19 protein-coding genes are annotated in these 20,786 nt (G+C 72.1%); 10 read left to right on the forward strand and 9 right to left on the reverse strand.

All coding sequences use genetic code 11. The features are described 5' to 3' along the window. Window positions 1–1,116 (forward strand): alpha/beta hydrolase (locus tag ACG2DA_RS10870; RefSeq protein ID WP_395255644.1); only part of this gene is annotated, 1,116 nt, incomplete at its 5' end. Here the strand turns inward: ACG2DA_RS10870 and ACG2DA_RS10875 are convergent. The 3 genes from ACG2DA_RS10875 to ACG2DA_RS10885 all read right to left on the reverse strand — a co-directional run bounded on the left by ACG2DA_RS10875 (window position 1,036) and on the right by ACG2DA_RS10885 (window position 5,452). Further along, window positions 1,036–2,205 (reverse strand): FtsW/RodA/SpoVE family cell cycle protein, encoded by a 1,170-nt coding sequence (locus tag ACG2DA_RS10875; protein ID WP_395255645.1) that lies wholly within the window; start codon window positions 2,203–2,205, stop codon window positions 1,036–1,038. The genes ACG2DA_RS10870 and ACG2DA_RS10875 overlap by 81 nt on opposite strands. 1,600 nt (window positions 2,206–3,805) lie before the next feature. Beyond that, on the reverse strand, window positions 3,806–4,876 hold the full coding sequence (locus tag ACG2DA_RS10880; protein WP_395255646.1) for a DNA topoisomerase IB: 1,071 nt from the start codon (window positions 4,874–4,876) through the stop codon (window positions 3,806–3,808). A gap of 159 nt (window positions 4,877–5,035) precedes the next feature. Next, a complete protein-coding gene (locus tag ACG2DA_RS10885; RefSeq protein ID WP_395255647.1) occupies window positions 5,036–5,452 on the reverse strand; it encodes a hypothetical protein in 417 nt (138 codons plus the stop codon). Between the two features lie 319 nt (window positions 5,453–5,771). Here ACG2DA_RS10885 and ACG2DA_RS10890 point away from each other — a divergent pair, with 319 nt between their 5' ends. Both ACG2DA_RS10890 and ACG2DA_RS10895 read left to right on the forward strand, forming a co-directional pair. After that, window positions 5,772–6,656 (forward strand): HPF/RaiA family ribosome-associated protein, encoded by an 885-nt coding sequence (locus ACG2DA_RS10890; protein WP_395255648.1) that lies wholly within the window; start codon window positions 5,772–5,774, stop codon window positions 6,654–6,656. 112 nt (window positions 6,657–6,768) lie between these two features. Next, window positions 6,769–7,986, forward strand: a complete 1,218-nt coding sequence (locus tag ACG2DA_RS10895; RefSeq protein WP_395255649.1) for an App1 family protein — start codon at window positions 6,769–6,771, stop codon at window positions 7,984–7,986. 31 nt (window positions 7,987–8,017) lie between these two features. Here ACG2DA_RS10895 and ACG2DA_RS10900 read toward each other — a convergent pair whose 3' ends face one another. Both ACG2DA_RS10900 and ACG2DA_RS10905 read right to left on the reverse strand, forming a co-directional pair. Continuing rightward, on the reverse strand, window positions 8,018–8,236 hold the full coding sequence (locus ACG2DA_RS10900) for a DUF2945 domain-containing protein (protein ID WP_395255650.1): 219 nt from the start codon (window positions 8,234–8,236) through the stop codon (window positions 8,018–8,020). Between the two features lie 37 nt (window positions 8,237–8,273). Beyond that, the gene (locus ACG2DA_RS10905) at window positions 8,274–8,585 is read right to left on the reverse strand and encodes a cupin domain-containing protein (RefSeq protein ID WP_395255651.1); all 312 of its coding nucleotides are present in this window, start codon (window positions 8,583–8,585) and stop codon (window positions 8,274–8,276) included. Window positions 8,586–8,872: 287 nt separating this feature from the next. Between ACG2DA_RS10905 and ACG2DA_RS10910 the strand changes: the two genes are divergently transcribed. Beyond that, window positions 8,873–10,153 (forward strand): hypothetical protein, encoded by a 1,281-nt coding sequence (locus tag ACG2DA_RS10910; protein ID WP_395255652.1) that lies wholly within the window; start codon window positions 8,873–8,875, stop codon window positions 10,151–10,153. 51 nt (window positions 10,154–10,204) lie between these two features. Here ACG2DA_RS10910 and ACG2DA_RS10915 read toward each other — a convergent pair whose 3' ends face one another. Continuing rightward, window positions 10,205–10,630: a hypothetical protein gene (locus ACG2DA_RS10915; RefSeq protein ID WP_395255653.1), complete on the reverse strand. Its 426-nt coding sequence runs from the start codon at window positions 10,628–10,630 to the stop codon at window positions 10,205–10,207. A gap of 132 nt (window positions 10,631–10,762) precedes the next feature. Here ACG2DA_RS10915 and ACG2DA_RS10920 point away from each other — a divergent pair, with 132 nt between their 5' ends. Further along, window positions 10,763–11,041, forward strand: a complete 279-nt coding sequence (locus tag ACG2DA_RS10920; RefSeq protein WP_395255654.1) for a hypothetical protein — start codon at window positions 10,763–10,765, stop codon at window positions 11,039–11,041. A gap of 62 nt (window positions 11,042–11,103) precedes the next feature. On the opposite strand, the gene ACG2DA_RS10925 is transcribed toward ACG2DA_RS10920, so the two are convergent. Further along, complete coding sequence (locus ACG2DA_RS10925) at window positions 11,104–12,861, reverse strand: alpha-keto acid decarboxylase family protein (protein ID WP_395255655.1); 1,758 nt, start codon at window positions 12,859–12,861, stop codon at window positions 11,104–11,106. A gap of 148 nt (window positions 12,862–13,009) precedes the next feature. Here ACG2DA_RS10925 and ACG2DA_RS10930 point away from each other — a divergent pair, with 148 nt between their 5' ends. The 4 genes from ACG2DA_RS10930 (at window position 13,010) to ACG2DA_RS10945 (ending at window position 18,498) form a co-directional block, all read left to right on the forward strand. Continuing rightward, window positions 13,010–15,244 (forward strand): hypothetical protein, encoded by a 2,235-nt coding sequence (locus ACG2DA_RS10930; protein ID WP_395255656.1) that lies wholly within the window; start codon window positions 13,010–13,012, stop codon window positions 15,242–15,244. Window positions 15,245–15,361: 117 nt separating this feature from the next. After that, on the forward strand, window positions 15,362–16,732 hold the full coding sequence (locus tag ACG2DA_RS10935) for a glucose-6-phosphate isomerase (protein ID WP_395255657.1): 1,371 nt from the start codon (window positions 15,362–15,364) through the stop codon (window positions 16,730–16,732). Between the two features lie 99 nt (window positions 16,733–16,831). Next, on the forward strand, window positions 16,832–18,115 hold the full coding sequence (locus ACG2DA_RS10940; RefSeq protein ID WP_395255658.1) for a PLP-dependent aminotransferase family protein: 1,284 nt from the start codon (window positions 16,832–16,834) through the stop codon (window positions 18,113–18,115). Window positions 18,116–18,291: 176 nt separating this feature from the next. Further along, on the forward strand, window positions 18,292–18,498 hold the full coding sequence (locus ACG2DA_RS10945) for a hypothetical protein (RefSeq protein ID WP_395255660.1): 207 nt from the start codon (window positions 18,292–18,294) through the stop codon (window positions 18,496–18,498). A gap of 39 nt (window positions 18,499–18,537) precedes the next feature. On the opposite strand, the gene ACG2DA_RS10950 is transcribed toward ACG2DA_RS10945, so the two are convergent. Together ACG2DA_RS10950 and ACG2DA_RS10955 are read right to left on the reverse strand one after the other, a co-directional pair. Then, on the reverse strand, window positions 18,538–19,251 hold the full coding sequence (locus tag ACG2DA_RS10950) for a zinc ribbon domain-containing protein (RefSeq protein WP_395255662.1): 714 nt from the start codon (window positions 19,249–19,251) through the stop codon (window positions 18,538–18,540). Window positions 19,252–19,425: 174 nt separating this feature from the next. Beyond that, window positions 19,426–20,208 (reverse strand): metallophosphoesterase family protein, encoded by a 783-nt coding sequence (locus tag ACG2DA_RS10955; protein ID WP_395255663.1) that lies wholly within the window; start codon window positions 20,206–20,208, stop codon window positions 19,426–19,428. A gap of 173 nt (window positions 20,209–20,381) precedes the next feature. On the opposite strand from ACG2DA_RS10955, the gene ACG2DA_RS10960 reads away from it, so the two are divergent. Further along, window positions 20,382–20,741 carry a hypothetical protein gene (locus ACG2DA_RS10960; RefSeq protein ID WP_395255665.1) on the forward strand — a complete coding sequence of 120 codons (360 nt, stop codon included), beginning with the start codon at window positions 20,382–20,384 and terminating at the stop codon, window positions 20,739–20,741. Window positions 20,742–20,786 lie beyond the last annotated feature (45 nt).

Raw genomic sequence — 20,786 nt, forward strand, 5'->3', positions numbered from 1 at the left:
CCCTACACTCTCGCCGTGAACCCGCCCCCCTCCCCCGCCGAGATCGCCGCGGAGCGCGAACCGGACGAGCCGCCCGTCGACGCGGAGGAAGTCCGCCGGGTGCAGCGCATCCGCCGGCGGGCCGGCGTCGGGCACTGGCTGGGGGTCTGGGTCGGTCGGCAGATGCTGCGGATGCCGTGGCTGACGCGGTTCAGCCTGACCCGCAAGCGGGAGCGGCCCCGGCTGCAGAACGACGGGGCGACCTACGGCACGGTCGCGGCCGCGGACGGCGTGCCGATCGGCTACTGCTACGTTCCGCCGGCGACCGGGGCGCCGCGGCGGCCCGGCGTGGTGCACCTGCACGGCTGGATGGAGACGAAGGAGACCCACGCCGAGACCGCCCGCACCCTCGCCGGCCTCGGCCACCCGGTGCTGCTGGCGGACCTGCGGCACCACGGCGACAGCGGCGGCCCGTTCGTCACCTTCGGGGTGAAGGAACGGTACGACGTGGACACGCTGATCGACCTCGCCGCCGAGAACGGCTGGTTCGAGCCGCCGGTCGTCACCGTCGGCTTCAGCACCGGGGCCGTCGCCGTGCTGGCGCACCTCGCCGAGGACCGGAAGCGGCAAGGCGGCCCGCGAGTCGCCGGCTGTGCGGCGCTGGCGCCGATGATCTCGCTGCGGCGGGGCGTGCGGTGGTTCCGCGGGATGGCGGCGCCTCGCATCGCCGAACGCTGGCTGATGCTGGGCGTGACGGAGGCGATCCGCCGGGCCGGCCTCAGCTTCGACGAGACGGAACTCCGCACCGTCGTCGCCGCGGAGGAACGGCCGATCCTGTTCGCCGCCGGGGAGATCGGCGACCGCTACACGCTGGGCGATCAGGTCGAGCAGTTGCACCGTCTGAAAACCCGCGGCTGGACCGCCCTGCACACTGTCCCCGGCGTGACGCACTTCGGCGTGGGCGTGGGAGCGTTCCCGGAGATCCTGCCGAAGTGGGAGGCGTTCCTGTCCGTCGTGCGGGAGTTGTGCGACGAACCGGCCTGCGCCGAGGACGGGCTACCGGTCGAACCGGGGGCCGAAGTGGAGGGGGTCCGGGCGGACCTCCACCCGACCGCGGACGGCCACGCCGATCACTAGCCCCACCGCCGCCCCGCAGGCGACCAGACTGCTCCCCCCGTAGGAGACCAGCGGCAACGCCAGCCCGGTGATCGGCATGAGGCCGACCGTCATCGCCGTGTTGATGACCGCCTGCGTGCCGAACAGCGCCCCCACCCCGGCGGCGGTCAGCCGGCCGAACGGATCGCCGCAGCGGGCCGCCACCCGCAGACAGCCGCCGACCAGCGTGCCGAACAACGCCAGCACGCCGAGCGTCCCCGGCAGGCCGAAGCGTTCGGCGACGAGGCAGAAGACGAAGTCCGTCCGGGCGGCCGGCAATTGCAGCCCGCCGCGGTCCTCCAGCGCGTCGCCTCCGCCGAACAGCCCGGCGCTGCCCCCCGCCCCGCCGAGGGCGAGCACCTGCTTGCTGCGGTGCAGGTGATAGCCGTCCCCCCGCGGGGCCGGCTCGCCCAGGGCGGACAGCGGACGCTGGGTGAAGACGGCGGTGACGCGACTGCGCTGCTCCGCGCTCATGCCGATCCACAGCGCCGGCAGGCAGGCCAGCCCCAGCACGGCCGCCGCAGCGAGGTGCGAACCCCGCGCCCCGCTGGCGATCAGCACGGCCCCGAGCATCGGCAGGAACACCAGCGACGTGCCGAGATCCGGTTCCTTCAGGATCAGCCCCACCGGCACGACGGTCAGCAGGAACGGCGGGATCAGCCCGACGACGGTGCGGTGCCCGCGGCGGTGCGAGAGGTAGCGGGCGAGCGCCAGCAGCACGGCCAGCTTGGCGAACTCCGAGGGCTGCAGCAGGACCGGCCCGAGCGGGATCCAGCGGCGGGAGCCGTTTCGCGGCGGGAAGGCGTAGACGAGGATCAACAACCCCACCGCCGCGGCGAACGCCGGCAGGGCCAGCGACTTGAACGCCCGCGGCGGCGCCGCGGCGACGGCGGCGCAGGCGATCGCCGCGAATGCCGCCCAGACCCGCTGCTTGGCGGCGAAGCCGACCGCCTCCGGCGAGACGCCCGCCAGATCGTCCCCGCGGCCGATCGCCAGCAGGCCAATCGCCGCCAGCGCGGCGGCGCTCAGCGCCACCGCCCAGGGGAAGCGGGACAGGGGGATGCGGGACACGGCGATTCTTCCGGGGGAAGCCGGGTTCTAAACGCCGCGGGGCCGACGACGGAACTGCGGTTCGGCCGCGAAGGACCGTAAGCTCCCGGCGTGAACCGCCCCGTCGCCGCCGTCGTCGCGTCCCTCGTCACGGCGGGGCTGCTCGCTGCGACGCTGGCGACGACCGCCGCCCGGCCGCTGTACCACGCGGACCTGTGGGCCCATCTGGCCTACGGGCAGCATATCCGGGCGACGGGGGAGGTGCCGGCGACGGAGCCGCTGATGCCGCTCAGCGCCGGGGAGCCGTACGTGAACTTCGCCTGGCTGGCGGGCGTGTTGGGCTCCCGGCTGTACGACGCCGCCGGGCCGGAGGGACTGAAGCTTGCCGGCGGAATGCTGACGGCCCTGACCGTCGGGCTGCTCGGCGTCGCGGCCCGGCGGCGGGGGCGGGCCGCGTGGTCCGGGTGGGTCGCGGGGGCGGCGTTCCTCTTTCTCGCCTGGTTCCAACTGTTCGCCTACCCCCCGTGGAGCGCCCCGTTGGGACCGCAGATGTTGCGGCCGCAGACGCTCGGGGCGGCGCTGTTCGCCGGACTGTTGGCGGCCACGCCGGTTCCGCGACGACCGGGCTGGCGGTGGGCGCTGCTGCCGCTCGCCTTCCTGCTGTGGGTGAACGTGCACGGCAGTTGGCCCCTGGGGCTGGTCTGGCTCGCCGCGGACCTGCTGAACCGGTTCGGGCGGCTCGGCCCGGCCGCGTGGCGGAGCGTCCGCGCACGCCGGGCCGTCGCGCTGCTCGTCCTGTGCGCAGCGGCCTGCTGCGTGAACCCGCTGGGGCCGTGGGCCTTTCTGGAGGCGCTGACCTTCGGCGGGCATCCGAACCTCGCCGACGTGATCGAGTGGCGACCGCTCACCTGGGACATGAACCAGGGGCGGGCGTTCTTCCTCGCCGCGGCGCTGCTGGCGGTCGTCGCCCGGCTCAGCCCGCGGCGGATCGGGTGGGGCGAGGCGCTCGTGCTGATCGGCTTCGCCCTGGCCGCCTGTCGGACGAGTCGTTGGCTGCTCTGGTGGGCGGGGCCGGCGGCGGTGTTTGTGGGCGTGCACCTCGCGGCAATCGTGCGGCGGGGGCGATGTCAGCGTCCCGGACCCTCGCTAGGTCCGGGACGCTCCGCCGGCGGGAAGCTGGCGCTGGCCACGTGGGCGGCCGGCTTGGCGGTCGGCGCGGCGCTGAGTCCGCCGACGTGGCGGCTGGCGGCGGGGGAACGGGCCGCGTCGGACAGTCTCGCTTACGGCACCCCGGTGCGGGCGGCGGCGTATCTGCGGGCGCACCCCCCGCCGGGCCAGCTGTTCCACGCCCACGCCTTCGGGGACTTCCTGCTGGTCGCCGGGCCGCCGGACGTGCGGATTTTCGTCGGCTCCCACGCCCACCTGATCCGCCCGAGGGTCTGGAACGACGCCCGGGCTCTCTCCGCCGCGGCGCCCGGCTGGGAGCAACGGCTGGACCTGTACGGCGTGACGACCCTGATGCTCTCGCCTCGCGAACAGCCACGGCTGGTCGCCGCGGCCCGGGCCTCGCCCCGCTGGCGGGAGGCGTACGCGGACCGAACCACGGTGATCTTCGACCGAGTTACGGATTCGCCGCGTACCGACGCAGCAGGGCGAGCAACCGCCGCTCCGCCCGCCGCAGCCCCCGCTGACGCACCGGCCGCGGGGGCCGGGCGCCGTCCGCCCGCTCCGCGGCGAACGCCGTGACGGCGGGGTGCACGTAGTACTCGCGGCAGACCGCGGGGGTGTTGCCGAGGAGGGCGCTGGCCGCCTCGACGGCGGCCACGGCGGGATCCTTCTTCGGGTCCGCCGGCCCGACGAGCGCCGCCTCGAACGCGACGCGGGAGCCGTGCCAGGTGCGAAAGTCCTTCGCCGTCACCTTTCCGCCGGCGGCGTGCGACAGGTAGGCGTTGACCTTGGAGCTGCTCAGCGGCCGCCAGACGCCGCCTTCGTCCCGGTACTTCAGCAACGTCTCGCCGCCGGCCCGCTTCAATCGTTTGACGGACCGCGCCAGCGACCGGCGGCGGCACTCCGCCTCTCGCTCCACGCCGTGCTTGCCGAGGAACGAGAGACGGATGAGCCCCCCGCGGACGACGGCGTGCTCCGGCCGCAGCGTGGTGAGCCCGTAGGTCTCGTGGTCGCGGGTGTAGTCGGCGCCGCCAACGCGGATCGCGGTGGCGTCCAGCAGACCGGCGGCGAGGGCGCACACCTTCCGCTTGTCCATCTTGAGCCGGCGGGCGTCGCGGCGAACCCGGCGCCGCAACCGCGGCAGGACGGCCCCGAACGCCGCCAGCCGGAGCCACTTCGCCTCCCCCGCGGCCGTGGCCCAGTCCGGGTGATAGAGGTACTGCTTGCGGCCCGCAGCGTCGCGGCCGGTCGCCTGGAGGTGGCCGTCGGGGTCCGGCGACACCCAAACGTCCTCCCACGCCGGGGGGATCGCCAGGGCGTCGATACGGGCTCGCTCCGCACCGGTGCGGTCGAGCGTTTCCCCCTCCGGCGTGCGGTAGGAGAACCCCGTGCCGCAGCGGATGCGGGCGATGCCGGGCGCGTCGTCGGCGACGTAGCGGAGACCGGCCCGTTCCGCGAGGCGGAGCGGGTCCTGCCCGGCGTCGATGGACGCCGTCGCGGCGCGTTCGATCAGGCGGACGGACAATGCGGCGGCATTCGGAAAGGGCGAGGCCCCTACGTTAGAACGCCTGGCGGCTTCGGCCGCCGGGCGTTCCCCGTTCGTTGCGGTGCGGGAGCGCCCCGGGACGGATCGCCCCGAGCCGACCGCGCTGAGTCACCCTGCTCTGTCTACCGGATCGACAAGCTACCGGATCGACAAGCGGAACGGTCCGGCGTTGAGGTTGAAGCCGCGTCCGTAGCCGCGGCCGTAAGACGGATACCCGTAGGACGGATAGCCATAGTTTCGGTAACCGTAGCCCCGGTATCCGTAATTGTTATAGGGAGAGCCGTAGTTGCCGTAGCGGTATCCGTACCCCGGGGCACCGTAGTAGTTCTGACGATAGACCGGCGGGGCGTAGCCGAAGCCGCGGCGGATCGGTCGTCGCCAGCGACGGTCGTCGTCGTAAAGATCTTCGTAGTACTCCTCGCGCTCCTCGGCGAGGTCTTCGTAGTAGTCCTCCAGGTCGTCGTAGTAATCGTCGTCCGCTGAAGCGGAGTTCGTCAGCCCCGGGCCGGCGGCCAGCAGGCCGAAGAGGGCGAGAAGGGTCAGGGGGCGGGTCATGATGAGTCGTTCCAATGGCGGGCATAAAACCGAGCGGGCCCGGGCGGCGGGCCGATCGGCCGGACAATTCCTTTGATTGACAGCCGATTCGTCGTGCAACGGGCGCGCCGGTCGCGCAGAACCGCTTGGACTGGCGGTCTGCGGCCCGGATTGGACGCGCTCCCGCCATTTCTCGGGCGGCGACCCCGCAGCCGGTCGTCAGACGGGCACCGTCGGCGGCCGGCACGCCAATTGCCTCACCGTCTGACAGCATTTTTGCCGTCGGGGGCGCCCCGGCGGTTTCATCTTTGTCGCTCACCGCATTGACAGGACGTTTATTATGCCCGCCGCCGCCGCACGCGAGAACGAGCCGTTCAGCGATCAGAAGTACAACCTCAAGCTGGAACTCGTCACCAAGAACTGCTCCTTCGGCCCCGGGGAGCTGGAACAGATGGAGGAGGACCTCGACGCGCTCGCCAAGCTGACCGAGAAGATGCCGGTCTCCGACCTGCAGGTCACGATCGCCTGGTTCGAGCACAGTCAGGAATATCACGTCAAAACGAGCCTGATCACGCCGGGCAAGACGTTGTTCACCGGCGAACACGACAGCGTCGCCCACCCGGCCTATCAGAAATGCGTGCGGAAGCTCGTGCAGAAGCTCAAGGCCTATAAAAACCGGATGGAGACGCAGGACAACCGCCGGGCCCGGCTGGCGGAGGGGAGCGTCCAGGAAGTCACGCCGGACGTCCCGCCGGAACTGGACGCCCTGGAACGGGCGATCCACGCCCGGGACTACCTCGCCTTCCGTCAGGAGATGGCGGGCTTCGACGGGTCGCTGCGGGACCGGGTCGGCCGCTGGGTGCAGCGGTATCCGGACCTGAACAGAGAGGTCGGCGAAAACCTGCCGGTCGCAGACATCATGGAGGAGGTGTACCTCTCCGCCTACGACCAGTTCCTCGAACGCCCGGCCGAGATGCGGTTGGGCGATTGGCTGGAAGGGTTGGTCGACCCGAGCATTCGCAACCTGCTCCGCCACCCGGACGAGGAGGCGGAGGAGATCAGCTTCGCCCGGACGCTGCGGGAGATGGAGGCCTCCGACGTGCACACCGGCCCCGGCGGCCAGAACCCGGACGCCGACGACCCGACGAACGCCGAGCCGGGTCATCGGCATATCGGCGGCAAGAACGTCGCCCCGGTGCCGGACGCGCCCGCCAAGCCCCGTTAAACCGCCCGGAGTTTTCCCCATCCCGCCGTCCGCCGGGCTCCCTTCGGGGGGCGCGGCGGGCGGCGGCGTTCTATCTTGCCCCGTCCCGTCCGCTCCTCGCTCCCCCCGTCCCGTGCCGTCCGGTTCGCTCCCCTCCGCCGATCAGCTCAAACACGCCGCACAAGTCATTGAGGGGCGGTACGACCTGCTGAAGCGGAACCTGAAGGCGGCCGTCGGCTTTCGGCGACCGCTGAAGATCCAAACCTATCGCGGGTTCGGCTCTCCCCGGGACGTGCGGGTCAGCGGGCGGGTGCTGGAGGACAAGCCGATCGCCGACCCCGCGGAAGACGACCCGTGGTGGCGGAACCTGACGGCGATGTACCACCATTGGCAGACGGACGAGGTCTCCGGCTGCCGGGTCGCCTGCGAATTCGCCGGCCATCGGCAAACCGCCGTCAGCGACCCGGAGGGCTACTTCGAGTTTCGCTTCCGGCCGACCGAGCCGCTGCCCGCCGGGGCGTTCCACACGGCGACGCTCTCCCTGCCGCCGCAGGCGATCCGCCAGGCGGGGCCGGTGTTCGCCACGGCGTTTAACCTCGTGCCGGCGGCCGACGCGGGGTTCGGGATCATCTCGGACATGGACGACACCGTCATCCGGTCCTACGCCAGCAACTTCTGGAAGATCGCCCGGCTCACGCTGCTCAAGAACGCCCGGACGCGGCTGCCGTTCGAGGGCGTCAGCGCCTTCTACAACGCCCTCGCCGCCGGTCCGAAGGGGGACTGGTCCCGTTCGCCGGCGTCGCTGGAGCCGGGGGACGACCCGGTCGCCCCGCCGAACCCGATCTATTACGTCTCCAGCAGCGCCTGGAACCTCTACGAATTATTCCGCGTCTTCCTGCGGGTCAACGGCCTGCCGGACGGTCCGATCCTGCTGCGGGACATGGGAGTGGACACGAACAAATTCGTGGCCGGCGGGCACGATCACAAGTTGGAGAAAATCGAGCGGATCATGAACTCGACCGGCGACCTGCCGTTCGTGCTCATCGGCGACAGCGGGCAGGACGACCCGAAGCTCTACCGGGACGCCGTGCGGGAGTACCCGGGCCGGGTGAAGGCGGTTTATATCCGCGACGTCCGGGACCGCACCCGCTTCGACGTGCGGCGGATCGCCAGGGAGGTCTCCGACGAGGGGGTGCCGATGGTGCTCGTGCCGGACACGGTCGCGGCCGCGAATCACGCGGCGGATCTGGGTTTGATCAACAAGGCTTACCTGCCGGCGATCCGCGAAGACCGCCGCGGCGACCGGCTCGACGCGACCGGCCACGCCGTCGAGCGGCAGGAGACGGTGTGAGGCGCTTCCCCGCCGCCCGCGGCGGGAACGGTCAAGAGTCCTTCTGCACTTCGCTGTGGGACTTGAGGGCCCGGCTGTCGTCGGTCTCGATCAGGTAGGCCGGCTCGTCGTCGCTGGCGTCGCGGGTGACTTCGTTCCCCTTGATCGTGCGGGTCACCTTTGAGGTGAACACCTCGTCGATCGTTCCGTGGGCCCAGTTGTCGCCCCACTTCCACTTCACCTTGGTTCCTTTGGAGTACGTTTTGCTCATCGCGGCGGCTTTCTGAGGGGCGGGAACGAAGGAGGCGTCAGGAGCGGGCCGGCGGGCTGGTCGCTTCGACCGCTTTGAAGTGGCCGGAGACGGCGTAAAAGTGTTTCGTCCCGGCAGGGACCACCCAGGAGAGGCCGGGGGTCAGCTTCGTTTCGCTGCCGTTGATCGTCAGCGTGGCCTCGCCTTCGAGGGCGAGGCCGACGGTCTCGTAGTCGTTGGCGTGCGGGCCCTTCCCGGTGGCGGGGCCTTCGTCCCAGAGACGCAGGGCGACCCGGTCGCCGGCGGCGAGGAGTTTCTCGCCGTCCGGCCCGGCGGGGGCGGCGTCGGCGGAGACGGTGGGGGCGGACATGGGAGGCGATTCCGTGAGAGGTTTTCGGCAGCGAGGGATTGAAGTCGCCGCCCCCCGCCCCGCCACCGGGGGGAGGGCGGCACGCCCGCTTCGGGGCCGCCCCCACGGCTGTGACGCGGCGGCCCGCGACGCCGTCGTTCCTCGGGCGCCGGAGGGACGGTTTGGGGAAGCGATCCGGCCCCGCCGGGATCGCCGGGCGGGGGGACGGGGCATTCCCCGAGGGCGAACGCCGGCTCATCGATCACCGTGGCGCACTCGCTCATTTCCCCCGTCTGCTCACACGGTCCATGAACGTCGCCCCGATCGATCCCGTCACCCGCGAGACCGTCCGCGAACTGGCCGCCCCCGGCGACGGTCCGCGGCTGACGCTCACGATGCCCACGCACCGCAGCGGCTCCGAGGGCCTGCGGGAGGACGCGATCCGCTACAAGAACCTCGTCGGCGAGGCGGAGCGTCAGTTGAAGGAGAGCGGCGTCACCGGCGTGCGGCTCCAGCACGCCCTGGCCCCGCTGCTCGCTCTGCAGAAAGACGAACTGTTCTGGCAACATCAGGCCGAGGGTCTGGCCCTGTTCCTCACCCCGCCGGCGGAGGACGCGGCGAAGACCGACGGCTGCCTGCGCACGTTCCGGCTGCCCGCGGCCGTGCCGGAACGCGTCGCCCTCGGGGACCGCTTCGAGGTGCTCCCGCTGGTCCCGCTGGTCAGCGGCGAGGGGCGGTTCTTCGTGCTCGCCGTCAGCCAGAACCACGTCCGGCTGTTGGAGGGGTCGCGGGCCGTCGTGGTCGAGCGGCAGCCGGAGGCCCTGCCGCAAAACCTCCGGGAGGCCCTCAACATCGACGAGTACCAAAGCTACCTCGGTTGGCGGAGCAACAAGACCAGCGGCGTCGGCGGGGACGTCGGCGGACAGGCGAACTTCCACGGCCACGGCGCCGCCAATCAGAGCACCGTCAAGCAGCAGGAACTGACCGAGTACTTCCGCCGCATCGGCGCCGGGCTGGAGGAGTTCTTCCGCGACCCCACGCCGCCGGAGCACAGCAGCGACCCGTTGCCCCCCGGGACCTTCAAGCCGCCGGTGGTCTTCGCCGGGGTCGATTACCTGTTCCCGATGCTCAAGGAAGCCTGGAACTACCCGAACCTGCTGCCGGATGCGATCCACGGCAACGTGGACGCTCTGCCCGCGAACGAGCTGCACGCCAAGGCTTGGCCGCTGGTCGAAGCCTTCTTCCAGGCCCCCGCCGACCAGGAGCGGACGGCGTACTCGGAGAAGGACCCGGCGCTGAGGTCGGACGACCTGTCCGAGATCCTGGAAGCGGCCAAGAGCGGCCGGGTCGAAACGCTGTTCATCGCCGAGGGCGAACGGGCCGCCGACCCCGACCCCACGCGGAGCCTCGATCAGGCGGCGGTGAACCTGCTGAGCGTCGCGGCCGGCGACGTGGTCAGCGCCGGCGGACGGGTGTTCGTGCTGCCTCGCGGCCGGATGCCGGGCGATTCGATGATCGCCGCCTCCTTCCGCTACCCCCTCCAGCAGGAGGCGAACGCTGAAACCGACGCCACGGTCGGCGCCGCCTAAGGGTTGAGCTGAACTGCCGGCCGGCCGCCGCCGGTTCGCCCCCGCCCCGCCTCAGGGCGCCGGGTCGGCGAACGGCGGCGGGGGCGGGCCGGCGGGAAAGCCGTCGCCGCACCACTCCTCGGCGCATTCGGGCGGCCGATTGACGAGGTAGGCCCACACGCTGCTCGTGCACGGTTCCCACCACGGGAACACCGGCCCCGACGGCCGATGGGCCCGCGGTGCGCCGTGGTTCAATCGGGCGTGATGCACCTCCTGCGGCGGCGGGGCCGGCTGACCGGAGGTCGTCAGGACGACCTGCTTCGCCCCGAGCGGGTGCCGCTCCGCGACGACCCGCGTCGTGACGAACTCCCCGTGCCAGACGCACCCGCTCAGCGCCGCCGCGACCGCCGCCGCGACGACGATCCCCGCCCGCGGGGGCCCCGCCGGGGAGACGGGTCGGGGCCGGTTGTGGCGGCGGTGCGGACGACGCGGGTTCACCTTTGCGGGATCGACGCCCTTCCCTCCAGAGCCTCAGTCCGCCGGGCGATAGAATGGCGGAACCCCGCCGGTCGCCCGCACAACCGGCCCAACCCGACCCCGAGGCGGTCGCCCGCCGTTTTTCCCGTTCCCATGTCCGGCAAACGCGGCAAGCACCAGTCGCTCTCGAAAGGGCTGAAGCGATCGGTCGGCTGGTTGGAGAACCGCCCCGGCGTCCGCAAGATCGTGCTGGGGCTGTCGGAGGCCTGCCGGCACAAGCGGGCGCCGGGCAGCCTGTCGGTGCGGCGGGCCACCGACGCCGGCCTGCACCTCAACGGTTACAGCGGCACGGGGGTCGTGCGGCTGTTCCTCGTCTGCGACGCCGACCGGCGGGAGGAGTTGGCGAACGCCATCGGTGAGCGGTTCTCGTAGGGTCCGCTACGCGGACCGCCGCCTCAGATTGCCCGTCGACGGGACGGTCCGCAGAGCGGACCCTACACCGATTCCGACATCCGCTCGCCCAGCCGGATCAAGGCCGGGCTGACGTCGGTTTTGTCGAGGTGGCAGTTGATCAGCGTGAAGCTGTCGCGGTTGGCGAGCGCCGCCTTCAACGCCTTGTCGAGGTCGCCTTCGGTGTGGCACTCAAAGCCCCAGCCGTCGCCGAGCAGGTCGGGCAGGCGGTGGTAGGCCCAGTTGGGGATGTCGTTGAACGGCCCCTCGGCGAGGAACCGCTCGGTCGTGTAGCCGTGGTTGTTCAGAACCACCACGATCGGATTGAAGCCCAGCTTCAGGCCGGTCGCCAGTTCGAGGCAGGTCATCTGGAAGGCCCCGTCGCCGACCAGCACCAGCGGGCGGTGCGATTTGTCCGCCGCCTGCACGCCGACGCTCGCCGGGACGGCGAAGCCCATGCTGGTGTAGTAGGCCGGGGAGAGGAACTCCGTGTGCCCCTTGATCGTCAGGTCGCTGGCCCCGAACAGGCAGTCGCCCACGTCCGCGACCACCACGAACTTCTCCTCGTCCAGCAGGCGGTTGATCCGGCCGAACAGCTGGCGGGTGGTGAGGTCGGCGTCCGGCTGGAGCTCGAACCCGGCGTGGACGCTGCCGCGTTCCTTGGGCAACGGGCGTTTTTTCGGCGACAGGTCCGCCCCGGCGAGGCCCTTCACGAAGTCCGTCAGCAGCACGTCGTGGAAGTGGCTGTGGCCGACCCGCAGCGTCTCGCTGGTGGCGTAGACGCACCGCCCCGGGTCCAACCGGGCGGTGAAGATGCCGAGGTTGATGTCCGACATGAACGTCCCCAGCAGGATCGCGCAGTCGCTGTCCTCGACGTACTCCGTAACGCTCGGCCGGCCCATCGCCCCCTCGTAGACGCCCACGTGCAGCGGGTGCGTCTCGGAGACGGCGCTCTTGCCCAGCAGGGTGGAGCAGATCGGAATCTCGTTCTCCTCCGCGAGCTTGATCACCTCTTCCCGCAGGCCGAAGCGGTGGGTCTCCACGCCGGCGACGATCACCGGCTTCTTGGCCGCGTCGATCATCTGCTTAGCCGCGGCGAGCGCGTGCTTGAGGGCGTCGTGGTCGCTGCGCTCCTCGACGGGCTTCGGCTCGTGCGGGTAGGGCGGCTCCAGCCGGACGCAGTCGCGGGGCAGCTCGATGTAGACCGGCCGCTTGAACCGATGGGCCGCGGCGAGGCAGCGGTCGATCTCCCGGAAGGCCGTCAGCGGGTCGTCCAGCACGGTGTTGGCGACGGTGATCGTCTCGAACACCTTGCGTTGGGTGTCGAAGTCGCGGACGCGGTGATGCAGCAGCGGATCGCTCTCCCGCTCCTTCACCCCCGGGCTGCCGGTGATGACGACGACGGGGCTCTTCTCCGCGAAGGCCCCGGCGACGCTGTTGCAGGTCGACAGGCCGCCGACGCAGTAGGTCACGCACAGCGCCCCCATGCCGTGGACTCGGGCGTAGGCGTCGGCGGCGTAGCCGGCGTTGTCCTCCCGGGTGGCGCCGATGACCCGCAGGTCGCTGCCCTCCAGCATTCCGTAGAACTGGAGCACGAAGTCCCCGGGGATGCCGAACACGTCCCGGACCCCGTAGTCCTGCAATCGGCGGATCAGGTAGCCGCCGATGCTGTTGGGCGGCACCGACAGGTCCGCCATGGGCAGCTGCACGTCGGCGACGACGCGGTCGCCGGGGGTGCGTTTCTTCTCCCGCTTCCCGGGGGCGTCGGTCGGGGCGGAACCGGCGGCAGATCGGGCGGACATCGGGGCGCTCCGGCGGGAGGGGGGCGAACGGCCCATTCTAACGGCCCGCCGCGGACCGGGGACCGCAGACCCGTCTTGACCGCCGGGCGAGCCGGGTGCGACACCCCGCGCCTCTGTCTCGTCTGTCCGCCCCGTACCCGGCCCCGTCATGTCCGCACCCCTGTCCCGCCCCGGACGCGAGCGCCACGACCAGGAGGCCCCGACCCCCGGGCGGTCGGGCCTGGCGGCGACGGCGCTGCTGGCGGTCGCCGCGGCGAGCCTGTGCGTGGTCGGCTGTCGGAACCTCGCGGAGCAGCGGGCGGTCCGCCGGTTCGGCGACGCGCTGTCCGAGGAAAGCCTCGCCGCCCTCTCCGACGCCACCACGGACAACTTCCGCGGCAAGGCCCTCGAGCACGAGACCGCCCTGGAGGACCTCCGCCTGCTCCGGCTGCCGAAGGAGGAACTGGAGGTCGTGGCCGTCACCGACGTGCCGGAGGAGGAGTGGACGTCGCCGGACGCCCCGGAGTGCCTGGTGATCGTCGAGACGCCGCCGCCGACCCGCCGGGCCCGGTTCAAGCTGGTGCGGGCCGAGGCCGGCAACTGGCTGGTGGACGACGTGCTGCTCAAGCAGACCAAGGGCGGGGTGAAGGCGGTGATGAGCGTCACGGAGCAGCTCGAACTGCTCGCCGCCGTCCGCGGGTTCACCAAGGCTTGGGGGAGCGGAACGCATGAGGAACGGCTGGCGGTCGTCACCCCGGAACTGCGGGAGGACCTCTCCGCCCTGCCGCAGACGCGGCTCGCCGAACTGGCCGGCTGGGTGGTGGACGCCGACCGGGTCGACAAGCTGACCCCGAAAACGCAGATGGACGACGACGAGGCCGCCGTGCAGTTCGCCGGCCGCGGCTACACGCTGCTGGTCAGCCTGGAGAAACGGGGCGACGCCTGGCTCGTGAAGGACGCCGCCGCGGAGAACCGCGGGCTCGGCCCGAAGATTCCCAGCCTCGAACGCACCTGTTTGGCGTTGACGGGCGTGTCCAAGTTCCTCACCGCCTACGAGAACGGCGACCGCGAGGGGCTGGAATCGACGGTCTTCCCCACCCTGTACAACGGCTGCCTGCGGACCGCGGACCTCTCCAGCGTGTCGCTGCCCACCGCCGCCGACCTCGACGGCGACAGCACGTTCCAGATCCACGGTGACCGGGCGGAGGTGGTCGTGACGACCGACGCCGGCGTGTACACGCTCTCGCTCACCGACCCGAACCGCTACGACGCGGACCGCCGCACCGGCGAGTTCCTGGTGGAAGAGGTGACGATCCGCAGCGGCGACGGGGAGCAGCGAATGCTCTCCGCGATCTTCACGGCCCGGGCGGCGGTCGCCGCGTTCGCCGCCGCGGCCTCCGAGGGCGACCTGCACGCCCTCAAGGCCGCCAGCACGCGGGACCTGTCGGAGACGGTTTGGTCGCGGATCGAACCGGCCGACCTCGACGCCCTGCCGCTGGCCGACGCCGCCGCCGGGGCCGACGGCAAGGTGCTGACCGAGATGCACGCCGGCCCGACGACGGAGATCACGATCGAAACCCCCGCCGGCCCCCGCACCTTCGTGCTGAAGGAGGAACGGGGCGCCTCGAAGGTGGACGACGTGCTCGCCCCCTCGCTCGACCTGCCCGAGAGCTTCAAGGAGACCTGCGCCCTGATCCTGCCGGCCCGGGCCTTCGCCGGCAGCCTGGCGAAGGGGGACCTGCCCGGCCTGAACCGAACCAGCAGCGCCGCGTTCAACCGGCTCGTCTGGCACCAGCTGCGGTCCGTCCCCGCCGCGGTGAGCGCCGCCGGCAAGCGGCTCGACGCCCCGCTGGCGAAGGCCACGCCGCTGACCAAGGGCGAGGGCGCCCGCTGCGAACTGCACTACGGCACGCCGACCGACGGCGTCGCCCTGCACCTGGTCCGGGAGAAGGGTCGATTGGTCGTGGACGACGTGGAGCTGGTCTCCGGCGTGCACCCGGACGCCCGCGTGGCCCTCAAACAGGCAATCCGCGAGCAGATGGCGGACGGTTCGCTGATGATCGCCGATTCCTTCGCCCCCTCGCCGGTCCCGCAGGCCGGTGCCCAGCCGATGTCGCCCGCCCCGGCGCCCTCCGGCGTGCGGACGGTCGGCTACGAGACGACGGCCGAGGCGGAGGCGACCGACGGGCCGCCGTCCGCGGCGGAGATCGTCCGCGACCGCGTGCGGCTGGCCCACTTCAACGAGCCGGCGCCCCCGCAGTCCGCGGAGGCCGCCGAGCCGCCGCCGGCCTTCGAGCCCCCCCGGGCGGTCGCCCCGCTGCCCACCTCCGTCGCCCCGGCGAAGGGCTCCGACGGCGGGGCCGCCGCCCCCTTCGGCGAGCCGCTGCCGATCGGCGGCGAATAGTCGGCCCCGCGGCGGGTTTGGGGGCGTCGCCCGGGGGATCGACCGGGAGGCGCCGTGGCGAAGCCGGCGGGCCGGCGGCATGATGCCGCTCCCCGCAAGCCGAACCGCCGCCGACCGATGCCCGAACCGCTTTCCTACAGCAACGCCGCCGCCCTCGACCTGCTCCCGGCAAACGCCGCCGAGGCCCTGCGGCCGGACCTGCTGAAGGCCCGCGACGAAACGCTGGCGGACGTCGACCTGTTCAACTCCGGCGGCGACGTGCCGGCGGAGAAACAGCCGCTGGACGCCGGCTTCGTCGAACTGCCCGCCAAGCTGCTGGCGACGAAGGAGAGCGGCGAGCTGGCCGATCTCCTCGCCGCCGCGGACCGCTTCCGCGAACGGGTGGACGCCTTCGTCTCCCTCGGCATCGGCGGCAGCTATATGGGCCTGCGGGCCTTGCAGGAGGCCCTCGGCGACCCGCTGCACAACGAAAAGCCGGCCAGCCACCGCGACGGCCCCAAGCTGTACTACGGCGGCCAGAACGTCGACCCGGGCGTCACGGCGAACCTGCTCAAGCACCTCGACGACAGCGGCGTCGACTGGGGGATCGTGGTCATCTCCAAGAGCGGCGGCACCCTCGAGACCGCCCTCGCCTTCCGCCTGTTCCGTGAGGCGCTGGAGCAGGCCGTCGGCGCCGACGAGGCCGCCAAGCGCGTGATCCCCGTCACCGGCGGCGAGGGCTCCAAGCTGCGGGCGCTGGCTCAAGAAAAGGGCTACGCGGACATCTTCCCGGTGCCGGAGGGCGTCGGCGGGCGGTTCAGCGTGCTCTCGGCCGTCGGGCTGGTCCCGGCGGCGATCGTCGGGCTGGACGTGGAAGCCCTGCTCCAGGGCGCCGCCGACATGACCGAGCGGTTCCGCACCGCCGAGCCCGGCGACAACCCGGTCCTCGACTACGTGAGCACCTGCCACCTGTTCGAGAAGCACCTCTCGATGGACGTGCGGATCCTCTCCACCTGGGGCGACCGGCTGGAGGCGGTCGGGCTGTGGTACGACCAACTGCTCGCCGAGAGCCTCGGCAAGGAGCAGCGCGGCGCCCTGCCGCTGACGGTGGTCAACACCCGCGACCTGCACTCCCGCGGCCAGCAGCACCAGGAGGGCAAGCGGGACAAGCTGATCCATAACCTCTACGCCGCCTCCCCGGCCGGGGCGAACCCGACCATTCCGCAGTCGGACGCGGATCAGGACCAGCTCAACAAGTACGCCGGCAAGACGGTGTTCGACGTGCTGACCGCCGCCCGCGAGGGCACCGATCAGGCCTACGCCGAGGACGACCGGCCGACCGCCGACATCGTGCTGCCGACGATCGACGCCTATTCGATCGGCCAGCTCCTCCAAATGCTGATGCTCGCCACGGCGGTCGAGGGCCGGCTGATCGGCATCAACCCCTACGGCCAGCCGGGCGTGGAGGCGTATAAGAAGAACATGAACGCGATTCTGAGCGGGTCCTGAGCGAACCGAAGCGAGCGGGGGGCGTCAGCCCCATGAGTCGTCGTTTCGCTCGCCCGTTCCCGCACTGGGGGTTCACGCCCCACGTTCGCCGAAGGATTTATGTCTAATTTCCTGCTCTCCGACCGCGCCGGCTGGGCCGCCGACGGGGCGATCAGCACGCTGATGGCCCAAGCCATCGAGAACCCGGACTGCCTGTCGCTGGCCGCTGGGTTCGTCGACCCGGCCACGCTGCCGGTCGAGCTGGTGCGGACCGCGGCGGCCGACGTGTTGGCGGAGCCGAACGCCAACCTCCTGCTGCAATACGGCACCCCCGCCGGGGCGGGGCGGCTGCGGGCCGAGGTGCTGGAACGCTTCGCGGCGCTGGAGGGCGTGCCGACGGAGGAACTCGCCGCCAGCAAAGGCCTGACCGCCGGCCGGGTGCTGCTGACAAACGGCTCGCAGCAGTTCCTCTCGCTGATCGCCCAGGTGTTGCTGAACCCGGGGGACGTCTGCCTGGTGGCGGGGCCGACCTACTTCGTAATGCTCGGCACGCTCGCCGGGGTCGGCGCCCGGGCGGTGCGGGTGGAGACGGACGGCGACGGGATGGTCCCCGCCGGGCTGGAGCGGGCGCTGGACCGCTTCGAGTCCGCCGGCGAACTGGACCGGGTGAAGCTCGTCTACCTCGTGCCGGACTTCGAGAACCCCAGCGGGATCGTGCTCGCCCAGGACCGGCGGACGGCGATCCTGGAGCTGCTCGAACGCCGCGACCCCGCCGGCCGCATCCACGTGTTGGAGGACGCCGCCTACCGGGAGCTCAGCTTCGACGCCGCCCCCTCGCGCAGCCTGTGGGGCCGCGACCCGGGAGAGCGGGTGATCTACGCCGGCACCTTCAGCAAGTCCTTCGCCCCGGGCCTGCGGATTGGCTACGGGATCGCTCCGTCGGAGTTGATCCAACCGCTGGTCGACCGGAAGGGGAACGAGGACTTCGGCTCCGCCCACTTCAACCAGCACCTCCTCGCCCGGGTGCTGGAAAGCGGCCGCTACGACGCCCACGTTGCGGAGGTGCGAGCCGGGTACAAGCGGAAGTGCGAGGTGCTGCTCGACGCGTTGGAGGAGCGTCTCGGCGGGCTGCCCGGCGTCTCCTGGCGGGAGCCGGCCGGGGGGCTGTACGTGTGGGCGACGCTGCCGGAGGGGGTCTCGACGAGTTTCGGCTCCCCGCTGGCGGAGGCGGCCCGGCACGAGGGGGTGATGTACGTGCCGGGCGAACTCTGTTTCGCCCCGGAGTCCGCCGACGGCCTGCCGAGACCGACGAACCACATGCGGCTGTCGTTCGGCGTGCTGGACGCCGCCGGCCTGCGGGAGGCGGCGGCTCGGCTGGGACGGGCGGTGCGGTCGGTCCTCTGACCCGCGGGCGGTCCCGCTGAACGGGGCGACGGGGCGGTCGCGGGAGAACCCCCAGGCGGGGGCGCGGGCCGCCTCTCCCCACGGGCCGGAGGGACCGGTAGCATCGATTGCAGCGGTCGTCGCCCTTCCCCGACGACCGCCCGGACCCGACCGATCCCGCTACGAGAAACGCACGGATGAACCGCCACCTCTGCGGCGTGGGCCTGATTCTGACCGACGCGGTCGTCAGTTCGTCCGCCTACAACCTGGGCGTGCTGACGATGGAAGCCGCCGCGTTCGCCGCCGGGGTGAGCCTCGCCGGCATGTTCCTGACGGCCCACAGCCTCGCCGACCGCCTCCTGCCCGCCGACGGCCCCGACGAGGAGGCCTTCGAAACGGCGTGACGCCGCCGAAACGGCGCGGCCGGCGACGCCCGGGGCGGCTCACGCCCCGGCGTCGTCCCCGCGGTACAGCAGCCGGCCGCAGCTCCGGCAGAAGACGAACTCGCCCATGTTGAGCTGCACTTTCTGCTGGGGGCTGACCGTCGTCTGGCAGGAGGTGCACACGCGGTCCTCCACCGGGGCCATCGCGTTCGCCCCGTGGTGCTCGACCAACCGGCGGTAGTCCACCTGCAGCTTCGCGGGGATGATCGACTCGGACTGTTCGAGCCGCTTCTCCAACGCCGCCAGTTCCGCCTCCAGCCCGGCCCGCTCCTCGGCGACCTTCTTCTCCAGAGCGTCGGCGTCGGCGGAGCGTTTGTCGCGGTCGGCCTCGGCCTCCTCGATCTCCTTCCCGACCGCGTCGACCCGGTCCAAGGTCTCCAGAATCTCGTCCTCCAGCACCGCGTTGGAGGCGACGTCGGCGTCGATCTCTTTGCGGAGGGCGGCGAAGACCTCGTTGCTGGACGCCTGATTCAGTTTCGCCTTCAGGCCGAGGATCTTCTCCTCGTTGGTGCGGAGCTGGAGGTTCTTGGCGTCGGCGCTCTTTTTCAGGGCGGTCCGCTTCTCCTTCAGCGCCGCGATCTCCTCTTCCTTCGTCTTGATCGCTTTGCGGCGGGCCCGCACCTGCCGCGGGCCGCGGGCCAACTCCTCACGGACCCGGGCGATGTCCCGGTGGACGGAGTGCAGGCGGGAGAGTCCGGCGGCGGTCTCGGTCACTCGGGCGGCGGGCGGTCGGGGGGCCGGCGATCACGTGCGGTTCGGGGCGAACCGGGCCGGGCGGACGGGGGCGGAACTCTATCTTGCCCGCGGGCGGCCGGAAATTCATCCCCCCCTCGCTCCGCCGCGGCAGTTCGCCCGGGCGCCGGCGGGGCGGCGGTCGTGCTGAACCGGTCAGCCCGGACAGATCGCCGCGGGGCGGGGCCGGAGCGCCGTCGGCGGCGGGGCGGCGCCGCGGAGGCACGGCCGGCGGCCGGTCCGCAGCAGGGCCTCGGCGGTTTCCAACACCTCCGCGGGCAGGCCGCAGGCGCGCAGGGCCTCGACGGCGGGGGTCGGGTCGTAGGCGACGCGGTGCAGCGTGATCTCGCGGCCGTCGATGATCGCGTAGGCGGCCCGCGGGTCGCCGTCGCGGGGCTGGCCGACGCTGCCGGGGTTCAGGATCGTCGTGCGGCCGCCGTCCGGCCGTTCGACCTCGACGGCGTAGGGGGTGTGGGTGTGGCCGACCAGCACCAGCCCCGCGGTCACGTCGGTCAGCCGGTCCCGCCAGCCGTCGGCGTCGGCGGGGGCGTAGTCGTCCAGCGGATCGCGGGGGGAGCCGTGCACCATCAGCGTCTCGCGGCCGTCCAGGTCGAACGTCTCGCAGACCGGCAGCCGGGCGAGGTAGCGGAGCAGTTCCGGCCCCAGCTCCTCCCACTGACGGGCCCGGGCGTGGGCGGCGACGGCCCGCAGGCCGTCGTTCCCGAGGGCCGGCACCCGCTGGGCGACGGCGTGGTCGTGGTTGCCGCGGACGACCCGTTCGGCGTGCTCCCGCACCCACTCCACGCAGCGGCGGGGGGCGGGGCCGTAGTCGACGAGATCCCCGGTGCAGAGCGTGCGGTCGACGGGGCCGGCGGCGTCGATCACCGCTTTCAGGGCCCACCAGTTCGAGTGGAGATCGCCGAGGACGAGGGTCCGCACGAACGCTTCCGGTCGAGGCGGGGGACGGCGGGGGAACCAGACGCTCCCGCACGCCGCGGACGGCGGCTACCCTGTGCCGTCGGCGGCGGCTCGTCAATCCCGACTCCCGTCGAGGCCGCGCCCCGCCGCCCCGCCGGTTCCTCCCCCGGTTCCCCGCAACCCGGATCGCCGCCGTGCTCGAGCACATTCCGCCCCCGGACGACCGCACGCTGCGGGAGCGCATCGACACCGCGCTGAAGCTCAGCCGGGAACTCGACGAGCACCTGCGGCAGACGCTCATCCCGGCCTCCCGACGGGTGCGGCGGGCGGCGGAGCACGAGGAGGCGACCGGCCGGGGCCGCACCGGCACGCTGAAGGTCGACGCGACGGAAGAAGAGGACACCCCGCACCAGCGGGACCGGGCGGTGCGGCACGCCGTGGACGCCCTGCTGGAGGCGGATCGGTTCGCCGCCGCCAAACGGGTGCGGCTGGACCAGTACTGCCGATCGATCCGGCAGTCGCTGCGGGACGAGCTGGCCGGCGGAGCGAAATGACGCCCCGCGGGTCGGGATTGCCCCTGTGGCGTCCCGCCGTTGACG

The organism is Alienimonas sp. DA493, assembly GCF_043951915.1.
In the GTDB taxonomy this organism is placed as follows: Bacteria; Planctomycetota; Planctomycetia; order Planctomycetales; family Planctomycetaceae; genus Alienimonas.